This window comes from Burkholderia sp. MSMB1498 (assembly GCF_001526245.1).
GTDB classification, from domain to species: Bacteria; Pseudomonadota; Gammaproteobacteria; order Burkholderiales; family Burkholderiaceae; genus Burkholderia; species Burkholderia savannae.
Genome location: NZ_LOYJ01000099.1, coordinates 99,455 through 115,545 on the forward strand (window position 1 = coordinate 99,455; position 16,091 = coordinate 115,545).

Below are 16,091 nucleotides of genomic sequence, written 5' to 3' on the forward strand. Positions count from 1 at the left end.
CTCAGACGGCCATCGGCGCGCTCAACGGCTCGTGATGGCGATAACCGGCGAGCGTGAAATCCGACGGCTCGACGCGCTCGAGCCATTCCGGCTCGTACTTGCCCGTCTTCGCGTAATCGGGCACGCGCTCGGCGATCTCGAGCCGCGGGCTCTCGAACGGCTCGCGCTCGAGCTGCTGCTTCAGCATGTCGAGCTGATTCTCGTAGATGTGCGCATCGCCGACGAAGTACGTGAACCAGCGCGGCGCGTAGCCCGTCAGCCGGCCGACGAGCGCGAGGAGCGCCGCGCCTTCCGCGAGATTGAACGGCGTGCCGAGTCCGACGTCGTTGCTGCGGATGTACAGGCACAGCGAGATTTCGCGGCGCTCGACGTTCGGCAGGAACTGATACAGCAGATGGCACGCGGGCAACGCGATCTCGTCGAGCACCGCGGGGTTCCAGCCGTGAAACAAAATGCGCCGGCTCGACGGATCGCGCACGATCGTGTCGAGGCAATCGCGCAGCTGATCGATCGCCTTGTGGAGCAGCACCTTGCCCGCGCCGCCTTCGTCGAATCGGGCGACGACGCGAAAGCCGCGCGACGTCGCATCGGCGATCTGCGCGTCGGCGTGCGCGTCGAGCACCTTGTAGCCCGGCCACTGCCGCCATTGAACGCCGTACACGTCGCCGAGATCGTCCGCGCCGCGGCGGTACGGGTTCGCGAGCCACTGCGCGTTCTCATTCGCATTCGCGTCCCACACCTTGCAGCCGAGCGCGCGGAAATCGGCCGCGCTGCGCTTCGCGCGCAGGAAGCCGACGAGTTCGCCGATCGCCGACTTGAACGCGAGCTTCTTCGTCGTCACCGCGGGAAAGCCCTGCTGCAGATCGAAGCGCAGCATCGCGCCGGGCATGCTGACCGTGCGGATGCCCGTGCGGTTGTTCTGCCAGGTGCCGGTGTCGAGAATGGTGCGAACGAGGTCGAGATACTGTTTCATGCGGGTTCCTCCGGCCGCGGAAAGCGGCCGTGCCCGCCATTTTAGCAAGGGCCGCGTCAGCAGGCCCGACGCAGGTCCTCTTCGCGCTTCGCGCGCGTGCTGCCGTCGTCGCGCATCCCGTACGCACAGAGCAGACGGTAGAGCGTCACGCGCGACACGCCGAGCTCGCGCGCGGCGTCCGCGAGCCGGCCGCGATGCCGCAGCAGCGCGACTTCGATCGCGTGCCGCTCCGCGCTTTCGCGCGCCTCCTCGAGCGACATCGGCACGACTTCCGCGTAGTTCGACAGCTCGAGATCCGCCGCGCTGATCATCCGCCCTTCCGACATCACGATCGCGCGCCGCACCCGGTTGATCAGCTCGCGCACGTTGCCCGGCCACGCGTAGTTGTGAAGCGCGGCGATCGCGTCGGGCGTGAAGCCGCGCAACCGCCGGTGCGCGTCGCCCTTGAAACGCTCGAGCATGTGCCGGGCGAGGATCTCGATGTCCTTGCCGCGCTCGCGCAACGGCGGCTCTTCGAGCTTCAGCACGCATAGCCGGTGATACAGGTCCTCGCGAAAGCGGCCGTTGCGCAATGCGACCTGCATGTCGACGTGCGTCGCCGAGATGATCCGCACGTCGACCGGAATCGACGTGTGCCCGCCGACGCGCTCGACCTTGTGCTCCTGCAGGAAGCGCAAGAGGCTCGCCTGGCTCTCGAACGGCAGATCGCCGATTTCGTCGAGGAACAGCGTGCCGCCGTTCGCGGCTTCGATGCGGCCGATCTTGCGCTGATTCGCGCCGGTGAACGCGCCGCGCTCGTAGCCGAACAGCTCGGCCTGCAACAGCGTCGGCGGAATCGCGCCGCAATTGATCGCGACGAACGGCGCGCTCACGCGCGACGAACGCTCGTGAATCGCGACCGCCGTGAGCTCCTTGCCCGTCCCCGACTCACCGGAGATGAACACGGGCGCGTCGGTCGCGGCCACCTTGCGGATCATCTTGAAGAGCGCGAGCATCGCGTCGCAGGTGCCGACCATCTCGCCTTCGTTGCGCACCGTCGCGGCGGCGGGCGCGAGCCCTTCCGACAGCGTGACCATCCCGTACGCGTGGCCGACCGATTCGACGATGCGCTCGCATTCGTAAGGCACCGTCACGTAGTCGAAACAGTAATCGCGCACGAGCCGGCGCACCGCGTCGTCTTCCATCTGCCCCCGCCTCGTCGTCGCGATCCATCCCACGTTCGGCGTCTTCAAGCTGGCTTCGAGCTCGCGCAATTCGGCGGCCCCGACGCCGCAAGAAAAATCGAGCAAGCCGCCCGCGATCACGTCGCGCGCGGCGGAGCGCCGCATCTCGCGCGGCGAATCGACGACGTCGACCTGCCATCCGTGCTGATCGAAACAGCGCCGCAGATCCGCATCCGGACGATGGGAATAGTAGATGAGATGCCTTGCCGCAACATCCATGACGCCACCCAGTCAATCGAATTGCGTCGCGCCGCCTGGCACAGGCGCGCGACGGAACCGAGCCGGAACCCGCGAGAGGAACTCGGCTCGTCATTTTTCACAACACTGGAACTGCGTTTCCCCGTAGATCGGCGCTTGGCTCGAAAAAGAGCGGTGGTCACGGCCGCCCGTTTCTCGACTCTATGTTGTTTCAGCGTACTGACAAGCGTGCGACAAAGCAAATGAATTAAATCAACTCTTTTCAGCATGGACTGCATTAAAACGGCATTGCATTCTTCTGCTTAAACTCCGAAAGACTGTGTTTATCAATTCGCTTAATTCGTTGCACGCTTGAATAGAAGATTAGATTAGCCCGTCAATTTTTGAATCAGCGGTATTCCCAAGTGCCCGTTTCAGACCTGAAACGTTTTGCGCGCGATCGAGCGCGCCCCGATTCGTCCGCGCATTCGCGCAGCCCGCCCGGTCAACGGATTGCGCGCGATGGCATGCATTTCGCTGGATCACCGGCAAACCGGAGAGACGCCATGCGAATTGCGGCCTGTCTTGCCTATCGACCTCATTGCACCGCCACTGTGCTCGCCGCGTGGTTTGCCGTGTTGTCCCCTTTCGTCGCAACCGCGCACGAAAACGAAACAAATCGAATCACCGATGCGAAGCCCGTGCACGTCGCCTCGGCCGAATGGACCGAACGCATCGCGCGCGTCGACGCCGGCGCGTTCGCGCGACCGCGCGAGCACACGGCGACACCGGTTCCCGTCGCGACGCCGGCACCGCTCGTCGGCGGCGGCGCAGCCGTGACGCTATGGGACGAGATCGGCCCGCCGACGCCGCTGCCCGTGCCGGCCGACGCACAGCGCACGGTCAGCAGCGACGGCACGCGCGATACGAGGCAATGACGCATTCGAATGCAAAGGGCGAGCCCGCCGCGACAAAACAACGCAACGCGAACAGGAGACAAGATGACCGCAATGCCCGACGCTTCGCACCCGTCGTCGCGCCGCACGCTGTCCGCCGTGCGGATCGGTTTCAGCGACGCGAACGTGCGCGCCGAGCCGATGGGCGCGGTTCCGCGCGGCGCGGCGCGCGAGCACGCGGTCGAATCGCGCGCGGCGAATCGCCGACGCGCGTCGCGCATTCGCGACGATCGCGACCGTCTCGGCGCGCCGGCCGTGCATGCCTGCATGCGGCGCGCGAACGCGGCCGCCGCGCGCCGCACGCGCGTTTGGCCTCACTCCGATTCGAAGCATTCGCACATTTCCATCCGGCTCGCTCGGCTTCGCGCATCGCATGCGCCGACGAGCGCCGGATGCATCGCATTGTCGAACCCGTCAGGTTCGCCGCCCGCGCTTCGTCGCGCGGGCGCCGCAGGCCTTCAGCGCCGCAGCGTCACGATCCTCACGCTGAGCGCGGAAGTGGAGACCGCCCCGGATAGCGCGCTATCCGAGGCGGCCTCGAAACACGGAAATCTGGGACAGCCGTCGGGGGGGCATGACATGCAGCGTGCATTGCGCCACGGCGACGCGCTCGCACATCTCATCGGAATCGTCCAGGTCGTCCAGATAGCCGAAGCCGTTCATGCAACGGCAAACGTTTTGGTGCTCCGTCCCCCGGCGGGCACTCTTTTTGACAACGGAATTCCTAGACGTCGGAGCGCAGGATGACGACGCGCCCACGCTTTGCAGCGGCGAAGCCTGCAACGGCCGCCGGTTTCGCGCCCGCCTCGGCGCTTCGCCCGACTTCAGACAACGCACACGGCGTCGCGCCGCGCAACGCCGTGCCGCGCGGATGCGCGCGCGTCGATCGCGCCGACGCCGCCGCGACAAGCGGGCGCGATCAGCGGATCGCAATGACATCGAGCGTGGCCCGCGACGCGCGCCGCCGACGCGATTCGCATCGGGCCGCGTGCGCATCGGCGCTTGTGCGCGCACCGGCCGCGACATGCATGCCGCGGCGGTCGCGCCGGACGCACGACGCCGGCAACGCCGGCGACACTGACGACGCCGGCGACGCGGCGGCGCGTCGCGCCGGCGCACACGTTTTTCCGGCGCGGCGAGCGAACCGGCTCGCCGCGTCGAGCACACGTCGCGGCGCGGCGCGTGCGATCGGCATCATCGAATCGAAGACCGCCGGCAATGCCGGCGACAGGCAAGACAACCATTCGTCGTCGCCGCGCTGACGCGCAGCCGTCGACGGCTCTTACCGGGGAGTGTGCGTCGCGCCGCCGAACATGCGGCGCGTCGCGCAACGGGGGGACCGACATGGCCGGGGAAACCGCGCCGACGCTCGTTCGGCCAGCCGCCGCATTCGCGCGCCGCGCGCCGTGCGCGCGCGTCCTCGATCGCGGCGTCGCCGCTCGGCCGGACACGGTCGGCGGCGCCGCGCGGCCGCGTCGTCCGACTTCACGCACCCGGCACGCGCGCGCCGTCCGTGCATCGCGCGACGCGCGTCGCGCGCATCGCCGCGCTTCCGACCTGAACGAATGCTCGACGAATACGCATGCGCCGCGCCCGAGCCGAGCGCCGGCCAAACGGCGTCGCCCCCTTCGCCGCTCGCCCGCCTCGATCGCGGCGCCGGCGCGCTCGCCGCGACGCATGCGGCGAACGCGACGCCCGCACCGGACATCGCGCGCCGCTCTCGGCGCGCACATCCGCGACACGTTCTGAACAACATCCATGCAGAGGTGCATCGTGCAAGACTCCCGCTCCTCCTCCGGTTGCACGCCGCCCGGTCACGCCGCGCATCCGTGCGTCCCGCCGGCCGACACGGCCGCGCGCCAGCTCGTCTACCTGTCGCGCACGCCCGACACGGTGCTCGTCGAGCATCTGCGCGCGCGACACTGGAACGTGCACGTCGCACGCTCGGCGAACGAAGCGGCGCGGCGCGTGAAGCCGGACGAGCCGCAGGCGGGAATCGCCGATCTCGACGGCTTCGCGCCGCGCGAGCTGCCGACGCTCGAATCGGTGCTGCGACAACAGCAAGTCGGCTGGATCGCGCTCGCGGGCGACACCCGCCTCAACGATCCCGACGTGCGCCGGCTGATTCGCCAATACTGCTTCGACTACATGCAAGGCCCGCCGCCGCACGAGACGATCGATTACCTCGTCGGCCATGCATACGGCATGGTCGCGCTGTGCGACCTCGATATCGCGGCGGGCGCCGCGCAGGCGACGGGCGACGAGATGGTCGGCGCGTGCGACGCGATGCAACAGCTGTTCCGGATGATCCGCAAGGTCGCCGCCACCGACGCGACCGTGTTCATCTCCGGCGAATCCGGCACCGGCAAGGAGCTGACCGCGCTCGCGATCCACGAGCGCTCGGAACACCGCAAGGCGCCGTTCGTCGCGATCAACTGCGGCGCGATTCCGAATCACCTGCTGCAGTCGGAACTGTTCGGCTACGAGCGCGGTGCGTTCACGGGCGCGAGCCAGCGCAAGATCGGCCGCGTCGAGGCGGCCGACGGCGGCACGCTGTTCCTCGACGAGATCGGCGACATGCCGCTCGAAAGCCAGGCGAGCATGCTGCGCTTCCTTCAGGAAGGCAGGATCGAGCGCCTCGGCGGGCACGATTCGATTCCCGTCGACGTGCGGATCATCTCGGCGACGCACGTCGATCTCGAGGCGGCGATGCGCAACGGCCGCTTTCGCGAGGACCTGTATCACCGGCTATGCGTGCTGAAGCTCGAAGAGCCGCCGTTGCGCGCGCGCGGCAAGGACATCGAGATCCTCGCGCATCACATCCTGCATCGCTTCAGAAGCGACGGCGCGCGCAGGATTCACGGCTTTACGTCGTGCGCGGTCGAGGCGATGTACAACTACCAGTGGCCCGGCAACGTGCGCGAGTTGATCAACCGAATCCGGCGCGCGATCGTGATGTCCGACAGCCGCCAGTTGTCGGCCGCCGATCTCGATCTCGCGCCGTTCGCGACGCGCCAGGCGACGACGCTCGCCGAGGCGCGCGAGCGCGCCGAGCGCCGCACGATCGAGGCGTCGCTGCTGCGGCATCGCAACCGCCTGACCGAGGCGGCGGCGGAGCTCGGCGTGTCGCGCGCGACGCTGTATCGGCTGATGGTGTCGCACGGCCTGCGCGACTTGTCGTGGGGAACGCATCGACCGGGCGCGAGCGCCCCGGACGACGAGGCCGACCACGCGTGACGCGCGCGCGGCATGCGGCACGCGGCACGCGGCGCGCGGAACGCGGAACGCGGAACGCGAAGCGTCCGCCGCCGGGCACGCCGCGACGCGAATCACGCACCCGTCGCCTTTCGAGCCGGCGCGACGCGCGAACGCCGCCCGTGCGGCGGCGCCGAACGAAGCCGAAGCGCCGCGCGGCGGCCGACGCGCGATCCGGTAGAATCGTGCCCCCGGCATCTCTACTGTTCCCGTCATGACGACGCTGACCCTGATCGTCGCACGCGCCCGCAACGGCGTGATCGGCCGCGACAACCAACTTCCGTGGAAACTCCCCGAGGATCTCGCGTTCTTCAAGCGCACGACGATGGGCGCGCCGATCGTCATGGGCCGCAAGACGCACGAGTCGATCGGCCGGCCGCTGCCCGGCCGCCGCAACATCGTCGTCACGCGCGACGCCGCGCGTCGCTTCGACGGCTGCGACACGGTCACGTCGCTCGGCGACGCGCTCGCGCTCGCCGAGCGCGACGGCGCGGCCGAGGCGTTCCTGATCGGCGGCGCGCAGCTTTACGCGGAGGGCCTGCGCCACGCGGACAAGCTGATCGTCACCGAGATCGACGAGGACTTCGAAGGCGACGCGTCGTTCCCCGCGCCCGATCCCGCGCATTGGGAAGAGGTGTCGCGCGATGCGCATCGCGCGGCGCAGCCGAACGAGTTCGCGTACGCGTTCGTCGTCTACCGTCGCAGGCGCGCCGGCTGACGAACGCCGGACGGCGCATGATCCCGCGCCCGCCTGCCCGACGGCATAACGTCCGACGACAAAAAAAGCGCCGCTTCCCGCGGCGCTTCTTGTTTTTGCGTGCGATCGAACCGATCGCGGCGCTCACTGCCCGGCGATCGTCATCTGTTCGATCAGCACCGAGCCCGTTTCCTTCGTGCCGCGCACGATCGAATCCGCGCCGATCGCGACGATGTGGCGGAACATCTCCTGCAGCGTGCTCGCAACCGTGATTTCCTCGACCGGATACTGGATCACGCCGTTCTCGACCCAGAAGCCCGCCGCGCCGCGCGAATAGTCGCCCGTCACATAGTTGACGCCCTGCCCCATCAGTTCGGTCAGCAGCAGGCCCGTGCCGAGCTTCTTGAGCATCGCGCCGAAATCGTCGGCCGGCTTCGTCTGCGCGCTCCTCAGCGCGATGTTGTGCGAGCCGCCCGCGTTGCCCGTCGTCTGCGTGCCGAGCTTGCGCGCCGAATACGTCGACAGGAAATAGCCCTCGACCACGCCGTCCTTCACGACGCTGCGCGCGCGCGTGCGCACGCCTTCCTCGTCGAACGGCGCGCTGCCCATCGCGCGCGGCACGTGCGGGTCCTCGACGATCTGCACGTGCGGCGCGAACACTTCCTTGCCGAGGCTGTCGACGAGGAACGACGTCTTCCGATACAGCGCGCCGCCGCTCACCGCCTGCACGAACGCACCGAGCAGGCCCGCCGCGAGCGGCGCCTCGAACAGCACGGGCACCTTGCGCGTGTCGAGCCGGCGCGCGCCCATCCGCGCGAGCGCACGCTCGGCCGCATAGCGGCCGACCGACTCGGGCGACGCGAGCTCGTCCGCGCGGCGCTTCGACGTGTACCAGTCGTCGCGCTGCATGTGGCGGCCGCTGCCCGCGATCGGCGCGCACGCGACGTAGTGGCGCGAGTACGGATAGCCGGCGAGGAAGCCGCGCGTCGTCGCGAGCACGAACTGCGAGTGCTGCGCGGACACGCTCGCGCCTTCCGAATTGCGGATCTGCGGGCTGACCGCGAAAGCGGCGTCCTCCGCGCGGCGCGCGATGTCGACCGCTTCGTCGGCCGAGATGCACCACGGATGGTAGAGGTCGAGATCGCGCGGATCGGTTTCGAGCAGCTCGGCTTCGGCGAGCCCGGCCGCGTCGTCCTCGGCCGTGAAGCGCGCGATGTTGTACGCGGCCGCGACCGTGTCCTTCAGCGCCGCGGGCGAGAAATCGGACGTGCTCGCGTTGCCGCGCTTCTTGCCGATGAAGACGGTCACGCCGACCGTCTTGTCGCGGTTGTGCTCGATCGTCTCGACTTCGCCGCGCCGCACCGACACCGACAGGCCGTCGCCTTCGGAGATCTCGGTCGCGGCGTCGGTCGCGCCGAGCGCCTTCGCGTGCCGGAGGATGTCCGTCGCGATTTCTTTCAGTTCGTCCTGCGTGTGCGGGAAATAGTGCGCCTGGGCGTCGAGGTTTGCAGCCATCGTCGTGATATCCGGTGGCGGGCGGGTCGCCCGCGTGTTTCGAAATGTGCGTATCCCGCGATCATAGCAAGGTCCGGCGCCGGCGACGCGAGTCGGCGAACGCAGCGCGCTGCGGCGATGCGCGGCGTGCGGTGCGCGCCGCGATACAATGCCGCCCATGACACGCAAAACCCGCATCCAACCGATCGAGCACGCCGGCGAGGACGCCGACCACGGCTACGATCGCCCGAGCAAATCCCAACTGAAGCGCGACATGCACGCGCTGCAGGAACTGGGCTCCGCCCTCGTCGAGCTGCCGAAGGACGCGCTAAAGCGCATGCCGATGCCGGAAGATCTCGCCGACGCCGTGCGCGAGGCGCGCCGCATCACCGATCACGAGGGCAAGCGCCGCCAGGTTCAGTACGTCGGGCGCGTGATGCGCTCGCTCACCGCCGACGAGACGGCCGCGCTGCGCACGGCGCTCGACACGCAGCGCGGCGTGAACAAGGCCGAGACGGCGCGCCTGCACTGGATCGAACGCACCCGCGAGCAACTGCTCGCGAGCGACGACGCGCTGACCGCGTTCATCCGCGAGCATCCGGCCGCCGACGTGCAGGAAGGCCGCACGCTGATCCGCAACGCGCGCAAGGAAGTGCAGCAAGGCAGGCCGCCGCGCTACTTCCGCGAGCTGTTCCAGTGGATCAAGACGGCGAGCGGCTCGGCGGGCGACGCGCACGACTCGCCCGAGCACTCCTCCCCTTCCGACGATGAAGACGACGACGACCAAGCGTAACCATCCCGACGAACTCGTGATCGGCCTCGTGTCGATCAGCGACCGCGCGAGCAGCGGCGTCTACGAGGACAAGGGCATCCCGGCGCTCGCCGAGTGGCTCGCGGCCGCGCTCGCGTCGCCGTGGCGCGCCGAAACGCGGCTCATCCAGGACGACGCGCCGACGATCTCGGCGACGCTCATCGAGCTCGTCGACACGCTCGGCTGCGACCTCGTACTGACGACGGGCGGCACGGGCCCGGCGCGCCGCGACGTGACGCCCGAGGCGACGCTCGCGGTCGCGACGAAGGAGATGCCGGGCTTCGGCGAGCAGATGCGGCAGATCAGCCTGAATTTCGTGCCGACCGCGATCCTGTCGCGGCAGGTCGCGGTGATCCGCGAGACCGCGGACCACGCGGCGCTGATCGTGAACCTGCCCGGCCAGCCGAAGTCGATCAAGGAAACGCTCGAAGGGCTGCGCGGCGACGACGGCAAGGTCGCGGTGCCGGGTATTTTCGCTGCGGTGCCGTATTGCATCGACCTGATCGGCGGCCCTTACGCGCAGACGAATCCGGCCGTATGCGCGGCGTTCCGGCCGAAGAGCGCGGTGCGCGCGCCGAAGTGACGGCGGCCGTTGGCGGCGTGGCCGCGCAGCTCGCCAAGGCAGCCGATTCCGTGATAGGCGCCTCCGCGGCAGACAGCCTTCCGGAAGACGCCCCCGCCGCGGGCGGTCGAGGCACATTCGACGCACGCGGGCCGCGAGGCCCGTCCGACGTGCCGGCCGCGCACACGGCGGCCTTCGTGGAGCACGCGGCGCGGCGCAACGCGGCGACATGCGGCGCGGGCGCCGCGCCGTACGCCGGCTGCGGGCCGCTCGGCGCGGCGCGCGAGCGCGCCGGCACGCGCCGCGCACGGGCACCGCGCCGGATCGCGCGCGCCGCCCCGCTCCGCTTAAGCGGTCTCGCCCGCCGGCGCGGCCGGGATCAGGAAGTGCTCGCGATAGTACTTGAGCTCGTCGATCGACTCGTGGATGTCGGCGAGCGCGGTATGCATCGCGCGCTTCTGGAAGCCCTTGTAGATCGCGGGCTGCCAGCGCCGACACAGCTCCTTGAGCGTGCTGACGTCGAGATTGCGGTAATGAAAGAAACGCTCGAGCTCCGGCATCCAGCGCGCCATGAAACGGCGGTCCTGGCAGATCGAGTTGCCGCACATCGGCGACTTGCCGGGCGGCACGTGCTGGCCGAGAAACGCCGCGATCTGCGCGGCGGCGTCCGCCTCGGTGACGCGCGACGCCCGCACGCGGTCGATGAGGCCGGAGCGGCCGTGCGTGTTCTTGTTCCAGTCGTCCATCTTCGCGAGCGTCTCGTCGCTCTGATGGATCGCGAGCACCGGCCCTTCGAGCGCGACGTCGAGGGTCGAATTGGTGACGACGACGGCGATCTCGATGATGCGGTCGGTGTCCGGGTTCAGGCCCGTCATTTCCATGTCGAGCCACACGAGGTTCAATTCGTTGCGAACGAGCGCGGGCTGGCCGGCCGCGGCGGAGATATCGGTCATGTGCAATCCTGGGAAATGGGCGGACGGCGCGCGCGCCGCCGGGCGGGCCGGCAAACGACGAGCGGGCCGGGTCCGCAAGAACATATAATTCTCGCATAGATACCACCAGCGCCTTCGATGTCCGCCTATACCTTCACCCTGCTCTTCGCCGTCGCGGTCGTCGCGATGACGGGCACCAAGCTGTGGCTCGCGTCGCGGCAGATCCGCTTCGTCGCCTCGCATCGCGCCCGCGTGCCCGCGCAATTCCGCGAAACGATCCCGCTTTCCGCGCATCAGCGCGCCGCCGACTACACGATCGAGCGCACCCGGCTCACGATGTTCGAGATCGTCGTGGGCTCGGCCGTGCTCGTCGGCCTCACGCTCCTCGGCGGCGTCGGCGCGCTCGATTCGCTGCTCTCCGGCTGGCTCGGGCGCGGCTACGGCCAGCAGGTCGCGCTCGTCGCCGCGGTGCTCGTGATCTCGGGCGCGGTCGACCTGCCGTTCGAGTACTACCGCCAGTTCGGCATCGAAGAGCGCTTCGGCTTCAACCGGATGACCAAGCGCCTGTTCTTCGCCGATCTCGCGAAGAACGCGCTTCTCGGCGCGGCGCTCGGGCTGCCGCTCCTCTTCGTCGTGCTGTGGCTGATGAACCAGGCGGGCGCGCTCTGGTGGCTGTGGACGTGGGCGGTGTGGGTCGGCTTCCAGATGCTCGTCCTCGTGCTCTACCCGAGCTTCATCGCGCCGCTCTTCAACAAGTTCGAGCCGCTGTCCGACGACGCGCTGCGCACGCGCATCGAAGGGCTGATGAAGCGCTGCGGCTTCGCGGCGAAGGGCCTCTTCGTGATGGACGGCAGCCGCCGCTCCGCGCACGGCAACGCGTACTTCACGGGTTTCGGCGCGTCGAAGCGGATCGTGTTCTTCGATACTTTGCTCGCCCGCCTGACGGGCAACGAGATCGAAGCGGTGCTCGCGCACGAGCTCGGCCATTTCAAACGCCGCCACGTGATGAAGCGCATGCTCTGGACGTTCGCGCTCAGCCTCGCGCTCCTCGCGCTGCTCGGCTGGCTCGCGCAGCGCGCGTGGTTCTACACGGGCCTCGGCGTGATGCCGTCGCTCGCCGGCAGCAACGCGGGCGTCGCGCTCGTGCTGTTCTTCCTGTCGATGCCGGTGTTCCTGTTCTTCGTCACGCCGCTCGGCAGCCTGAGCTCGCGCAAGCACGAGTTCGAAGCCGACGCGTTCGCCGCGAGCCAGACCGACGCGCGCGACCTCGTCAACGCGCTCGTGAAGCTCTACGAAGACAACGCATCGACGCTCACGCCCGACCCCGTCTACACCGCGTTCTATTACTCGCACCCGCCCGCGTCGCAACGGATCGACCGGCTGCTCCAGCACTCATGAAGCACGCGCCGACCAAGCAGCCGGCCAAGGCCGCCGCGCGCGGCGGCGAGCGCGTCGAAGGGCGCGTGATCGCCGCGCACGGCCGCCACTACATCGTCGCGCCCGCCGACGGCGGCCCGATGCTGCAGTGCTTTCCGCGCGGCAAGAAAAGCGACGTCGCGGTCGGCGACCGCGTCGTCTACGAACGGACGTCGGCCGATCAGGGCGTGATCGTCGAGATCGGCGAGCGGCGCAACCTGCTCTACCGCTCCGACCAGTTCAAGTCCAAGCTCTTCGCGGCGAATCTCGATCAGTTGCTGATCGTGCTCGCGACCGAGCCGTATTTCAGCGAAGACCTGCTCGGCCGCGCGCTGATCGCCGCCGAGGCGAACGCGCTGAAGCCCGTCGTGGTGCTGAACAAGATCGACGTCGAGGCCGCGCTGCCGGCCGCGCGCGAGCGTCTCGCGTCATACCGCGCGCTCGGCTACGACGTGCTCGAGCTGTCGATCAAGGGCGCGCCCGACGACGCGCGCGCGCAGCTCGCGCCGCGTCTCGCCGGCCATTCGACGATCCTGCTCGGCCAGTCGGGGATGGGCAAATCGACGCTCGTGAACCTGCTCGTGCCCGACGCCGAGGCGGCGACGCGCGAGATCTCCGCGGCGCTCAACAGCGGCCGCCACACGACGACGTTCACGCGCCTCTATCCGCTGCCGGAAGGCGGCGCGCTGATCGATTCTCCCGGCTTCCAGGAGTTCGGCCTCTATCATCTGACGGAAGGCCGCCTCGAGCGCGCGTTCCCGGAGTTCCGGCCGCTGTTGCCGCATTGCCGTTTCTATAATTGTCATCATCTGCACGAGCCGGGCTGCGCGATCCTGGAAGCCGTCGCCGGCGGCAGGATCGCGGCCTCGCGCCACGCGCTGTACGCGCAGCTCGTGCACGAGGCGAGCCAGATCGTCCGCTAGCCGGGCGGCCCGGCGGCCCCGCGCCGCCGCCGCCCGTTCGTCACGCACGGAGGAGACGCCGATGCGCTTCAAGGCCCCCGACCTCGCCACCGCCCAGCACTGGGCGAACGTGCTCGACGTCGCAGGCGTCGGCTGCGAGCTGCACAACTGTTACGCCAGCGGCGCGCTCGGCGGCCTGCCGATGGACGCGTGCCTGCCGGAAATCTGGCTCGACGACGAACGCGACGAGGCGCTCGCGCGGCGGCTGATCGAGGCGGCATCGGCCGGGCCGCCCGCCGGCGCGGCGCCGTGGCGCTGCGCGCGCTGCGGCGAGACGCTCGACGCACAGTTCACCGCGTGCTGGCATTGCGGCGCGGGCCGCGACCCGCGCGACGGCTGACCGCACCGCGTGCCGGCTCGCCCCGCAGGCCCGACGCCGCACCAATAACGTGCGCGCCCCGCTCGACACGGCACGAGGCGCAAAAAAGCCGGCTCGAAGCCGGCTTTTTCGTTGGCTGTCGCGGTCGGGGCGAAGCACGCGCAACGCCCCCGCCGCATCACGACACCCAGACGGCGATCGTCAGCATCAACAGAAGCAGCATCCACAGGATCACCGCGCGCCACACGAGGCCGACGGCCGACTGCAGCGTGCGCGGCGTGCAGTCGTCGCCGACCGTCACCGGCCCGTTGTCCCCCGCCGCGAGCGCATCGATGCTCGACTGCTCGGCGAGCGGGCCCGCGAGCCGCGCGCCGAGCGCGCCGCTGCCGGCCGCGAGCAGCACGCCGTCGTTCGAGTCGGGCCACTGGCGCGTGTGATTGCGCCATGCGTAGATCGCATCCTCGAAGTTGCCGACGATCGCGAAGCCGAGCGCCGTCAGGCGCGCCGGCACCCAGTCGATCACGAAGAACGCGCGCTGCGCGAACGTCGAGAACGCCGCGGTGCGGTCGTCCGCCGGCGCCGACCAGCTGCGCGACAGATATTCGGCGATCCGGTACAGCACCGCGCCCGCCGGGCCGACCGGCAGCACGAACCAGAAGAACACGCCGAACACGTGCCGATGCGACGCGACGACCGCGTGGATCAGCGTATGGCGGACGATCTCGCTGACCGGCATGTCGACCGTGTCGATGCCCGTCCACTCGCGCAGGATGTCGCGCGCACGCGGCACGTCGTCGTTGTTGAGCGCGAGGTGGATGTCGGTGAAGTAATGGCTGAACTGCCGGAAGCCGAGCGTGAAGTACACGACGACGACGTTCCAGAGGAACGCGAGCACGAAGCTCACCTTGTACAGCAGGAAATAGACGAGCCCGACGGCAAGCACCCAGGGCAGCACGACGACGAGCCAGGCGAGCACGCCATGCTTCCTTTTGCCGGCGTCGAAGCCGTGCGCAGCCGATTCCGCATGAGACTGAAACAGCGCGAAGACCGGATTGCTCGGCGACAGCGCGCGGACCTGTTCGATGATGAGGGCAAGGAGAACCGAGAAGAAAGTCATGCGAAGGGCCGTGCCGTTCTGGGTGATTGATTTTTCGCGTAAAGATAGCACAGCGGGCGCGCCGGATGGCTGCGGCGTGCGTCGACTGTGGCGCCGGCCGCTAGGCCGCTAGGCCGCGAGGAAGCGGTACAGGTTGCGCAGCATGCCGGCCGTCGCGCCCCAGATGAAATACTGGCCGCCGACCGGCCCGCGCGGATACGGCATCGCGAAGAAGCGCCGCTCGCCGCCCTCCCAGCGGAACACCCTCACCTGGTGGTGCGCGGGGTCCATCAGGAAATCGAGCGGCACTTCGAAAATCTCGGCAACTTCGAGCGTGTCCGCCTGCACCGTGAACGGCGGATGCACGAGCGCGACGACAGGCGTCACGCAAAAACCCGTGCCCGTCAGATAGTCGGGCAGCGCGCCCAGCAATTCGACGCGCTCGCGCGCGAGCGCGATTTCCTCGCGCGCCTCGCGCAGCGCGGTGGCGTTCGCGTCGCGGTCGTCGGGCTCGCGGCGCCCGCCCGGGAAACTGATCTGGCCGGCGTGGTCGTTCAGGTGGTCCGCGCGCTGCGTGAGCAGCACGGTCAGGCCACGCTCACGCACGACGAGCGGCACGAGCACCGCCGCGCTGCGCGGATCGACGCCGTCGGCGAGCTGCACCTCGACGGGCTCCTGCGTCCATTCGGGCGGCTGCTCGAAACGGCTGCGCAAGCCGGCCGGCGTGAGCAACGGCGGCGGGACGGCCGGCAGACCGGCGCCGGTCGTCTCGATCGGCAGCACTTCGGGGTCGATGATGGGGCGACGGATCAAGGGGACGCTCTTCTCGGAATGGATATGACCATATTGTCGCGCCGGAAAGAAAAAAACGCCCATCGCGGCGGATCGTCGGGCGGCACTGCCGTCGGCAACCGGCAAATCGGCGGCGCGTGCGTCGATGCGTGGCTCATTATATGGTGCCGCAGCGATGCCGTCCGCGGCGCACCGATCGACGGCATGCAAGTTGGCCCGATTCGCGCTACATCCACGAACCGCCTGACGCGCCCGCGATCGAATGAATATCCGGCACGAACCGGCGCCGCCGTTTGTGCATCCCGCGGAACCGGCAACTTGCATGCGAGCGCCATCCGCGCAGCCCGGGATTCGGACCGCTCGGGCAACCGTCGTCGCACCCGGGCCTTCGAGAGCCGGGGCGATTCGGCCCCGCGCCGGGCAAAC

General features: G+C 69.1%; 14 protein-coding genes and 1 pseudogene. 9 read left to right on the plus strand and 6 right to left on the minus strand.

Features of this window, described 5'->3' with window-relative positions:
• Window position 1: 1 nt before the first annotated feature.
• Window positions 2-973 carry a thymidylate synthase gene (locus WS91_RS21040; protein ID WP_038745528.1) on the minus strand — a complete coding sequence of 324 codons (972 nt, stop codon included), beginning with the start codon at window positions 971-973 and terminating at the stop codon, window positions 2-4.
• A gap of 56 nt (window positions 974-1,029) precedes the next feature.
• On the minus strand, window positions 1,030-2,415 hold the full coding sequence (locus WS91_RS21045; RefSeq protein WP_038745530.1) for a sigma-54 dependent transcriptional regulator: 1,386 nt from the start codon (window positions 2,413-2,415) through the stop codon (window positions 1,030-1,032).
• A 524-nt stretch (window positions 2,416-2,939) separates the two neighbouring features.
• On the opposite strand from WS91_RS21045, the gene WS91_RS37495 reads away from it, so the two are divergent.
• The 4 genes and pseudogenes from WS91_RS37495 (at window position 2,940) to WS91_RS21075 (ending at window position 7,302) form a co-directional block, all read left to right on the plus strand.
• The gene (locus WS91_RS37495) at window positions 2,940-3,311 is read left to right on the plus strand and encodes a hypothetical protein (RefSeq protein WP_059670942.1); all 372 of its coding nucleotides are present in this window, start codon (window positions 2,940-2,942) and stop codon (window positions 3,309-3,311) included.
• Between the two features lie 144 nt (window positions 3,312-3,455).
• Window positions 3,456-4,076: a hypothetical protein gene (locus tag WS91_RS36120; protein ID WP_156432423.1), complete on the plus strand. Its 621-nt coding sequence runs from the start codon at window positions 3,456-3,458 to the stop codon at window positions 4,074-4,076.
• Window positions 4,077-4,939: 863 nt separating this feature from the next.
• Window positions 4,940-6,566 (plus strand): annotated as a pseudogene (locus WS91_RS21070) (sigma 54-interacting transcriptional regulator); the annotation flags it as partial.
• 232 nt (window positions 6,567-6,798) lie between these two features.
• Window positions 6,799-7,302 (plus strand): dihydrofolate reductase, encoded by a 504-nt coding sequence (locus WS91_RS21075; protein ID WP_038745536.1) that lies wholly within the window; start codon window positions 6,799-6,801, stop codon window positions 7,300-7,302.
• Window positions 7,303-7,425: 123 nt separating this feature from the next.
• Here WS91_RS21075 and pmbA read toward each other — a convergent pair whose 3' ends face one another.
• Window positions 7,426-8,796, minus strand: coding sequence for a metalloprotease PmbA (gene pmbA / locus WS91_RS21080; RefSeq protein ID WP_059670945.1), 1,371 nt, complete (start codon window positions 8,794-8,796; stop codon window positions 7,426-7,428).
• Window positions 8,797-8,953: 157 nt separating this feature from the next.
• Here pmbA and yjgA point away from each other — a divergent pair, with 157 nt between their 5' ends.
• Window positions 8,954-9,568, plus strand: a complete 615-nt coding sequence (gene yjgA / locus WS91_RS21085; RefSeq protein WP_272482185.1) for a ribosome biogenesis factor YjgA — start codon at window positions 8,954-8,956, stop codon at window positions 9,566-9,568.
• Window positions 9,543-10,169 (plus strand): molybdopterin adenylyltransferase, encoded by a 627-nt coding sequence (mog, locus tag WS91_RS21090; RefSeq protein ID WP_081989424.1) that lies wholly within the window; start codon window positions 9,543-9,545, stop codon window positions 10,167-10,169. The genes yjgA and mog overlap by 26 nt, the downstream gene beginning before the upstream one ends.
• 326 nt (window positions 10,170-10,495) lie before the next feature.
• On the opposite strand, the gene orn is transcribed toward mog, so the two are convergent.
• Window positions 10,496-11,101, minus strand: a complete 606-nt coding sequence (gene orn / locus WS91_RS21095; protein ID WP_059584572.1) for an oligoribonuclease — start codon at window positions 11,099-11,101, stop codon at window positions 10,496-10,498.
• 117 nt (window positions 11,102-11,218) lie between these two features.
• Here orn and WS91_RS21100 point away from each other — a divergent pair, with 117 nt between their 5' ends.
• From WS91_RS21100 to WS91_RS21110, 3 genes are all read left to right on the plus strand, one after another.
• A complete protein-coding gene (locus tag WS91_RS21100) occupies window positions 11,219-12,478 on the plus strand; it encodes a M48 family metallopeptidase (protein WP_038745544.1) in 1,260 nt (419 codons plus the stop codon).
• A complete protein-coding gene (gene rsgA, locus WS91_RS21105; protein WP_038745546.1) occupies window positions 12,475-13,419 on the plus strand; it encodes a ribosome small subunit-dependent GTPase A in 945 nt (314 codons plus the stop codon). The genes WS91_RS21100 and rsgA overlap by 4 nt, the downstream gene beginning before the upstream one ends.
• A gap of 61 nt (window positions 13,420-13,480) precedes the next feature.
• Window positions 13,481-13,798 carry a putative signal transducing protein gene (locus WS91_RS21110; protein ID WP_038745548.1) on the plus strand — a complete coding sequence of 106 codons (318 nt, stop codon included), beginning with the start codon at window positions 13,481-13,483 and terminating at the stop codon, window positions 13,796-13,798.
• A gap of 157 nt (window positions 13,799-13,955) precedes the next feature.
• Here the strand turns inward: WS91_RS21110 and WS91_RS21115 are convergent, their stop codons facing one another.
• Both WS91_RS21115 and WS91_RS21120 read right to left on the minus strand, forming a co-directional pair.
• Complete coding sequence (locus WS91_RS21115) at window positions 13,956-14,894, minus strand: CobD/CbiB family protein (RefSeq protein WP_038745550.1); 939 nt, start codon at window positions 14,892-14,894, stop codon at window positions 13,956-13,958.
• A gap of 108 nt (window positions 14,895-15,002) precedes the next feature.
• On the minus strand, window positions 15,003-15,686 hold the full coding sequence (locus WS91_RS21120; RefSeq protein WP_038745552.1) for a CoA pyrophosphatase: 684 nt from the start codon (window positions 15,684-15,686) through the stop codon (window positions 15,003-15,005).
• Window positions 15,687-16,091 lie beyond the last annotated feature (405 nt).

Excerpts from the sequence above, each read along its gene's own strand:
- WS91_RS21110 (WP_038745548.1), top strand. The coding sequence starts at position 13,481 with ATGCGCTTCAAGGCCCCCGACCTCGCCACCGCCCAGCACTGGGCGAAC.
- WS91_RS21115 (WP_038745550.1), bottom strand. The coding sequence starts at position 14,894 with ATGACTTTCTTCTCGGTTCTCCTTGCCCTCATCATCGAACAGGTCCGC.
- orn (WP_059584572.1), bottom strand. The coding sequence starts at position 11,101 with ATGACCGATATCTCCGCCGCGGCCGGCCAGCCCGCGCTCGTTCGCAAC.
- rsgA (WP_038745546.1), top strand. The coding sequence starts at position 12,475 with ATGAAGCACGCGCCGACCAAGCAGCCGGCCAAGGCCGCCGCGCGCGGC.
- WS91_RS21040 (WP_038745528.1), bottom strand. The coding sequence starts at position 973 with ATGAAACAGTATCTCGACCTCGTTCGCACCATTCTCGACACCGGCACC.
- WS91_RS21100 (WP_038745544.1), top strand. The coding sequence starts at position 11,219 with ATGTCCGCCTATACCTTCACCCTGCTCTTCGCCGTCGCGGTCGTCGCG.
- pmbA (WP_059670945.1), bottom strand. The coding sequence starts at position 8,796 with ATGGCTGCAAACCTCGACGCCCAGGCGCACTATTTCCCGCACACGCAG.
- WS91_RS37495 (WP_059670942.1), top strand. The coding sequence starts at position 2,940 with ATGCGAATTGCGGCCTGTCTTGCCTATCGACCTCATTGCACCGCCACT.
- yjgA (WP_272482185.1), top strand. The coding sequence starts at position 8,954 with ATGACACGCAAAACCCGCATCCAACCGATCGAGCACGCCGGCGAGGAC.
- WS91_RS21045 (WP_038745530.1), bottom strand. The coding sequence starts at position 2,415 with ATGGATGTTGCGGCAAGGCATCTCATCTACTATTCCCATCGTCCGGAT.
- mog (WP_081989424.1), top strand. The coding sequence starts at position 9,543 with ATGAAGACGACGACGACCAAGCGTAACCATCCCGACGAACTCGTGATC.
- WS91_RS21075 (WP_038745536.1), top strand. The coding sequence starts at position 6,799 with ATGACGACGCTGACCCTGATCGTCGCACGCGCCCGCAACGGCGTGATC.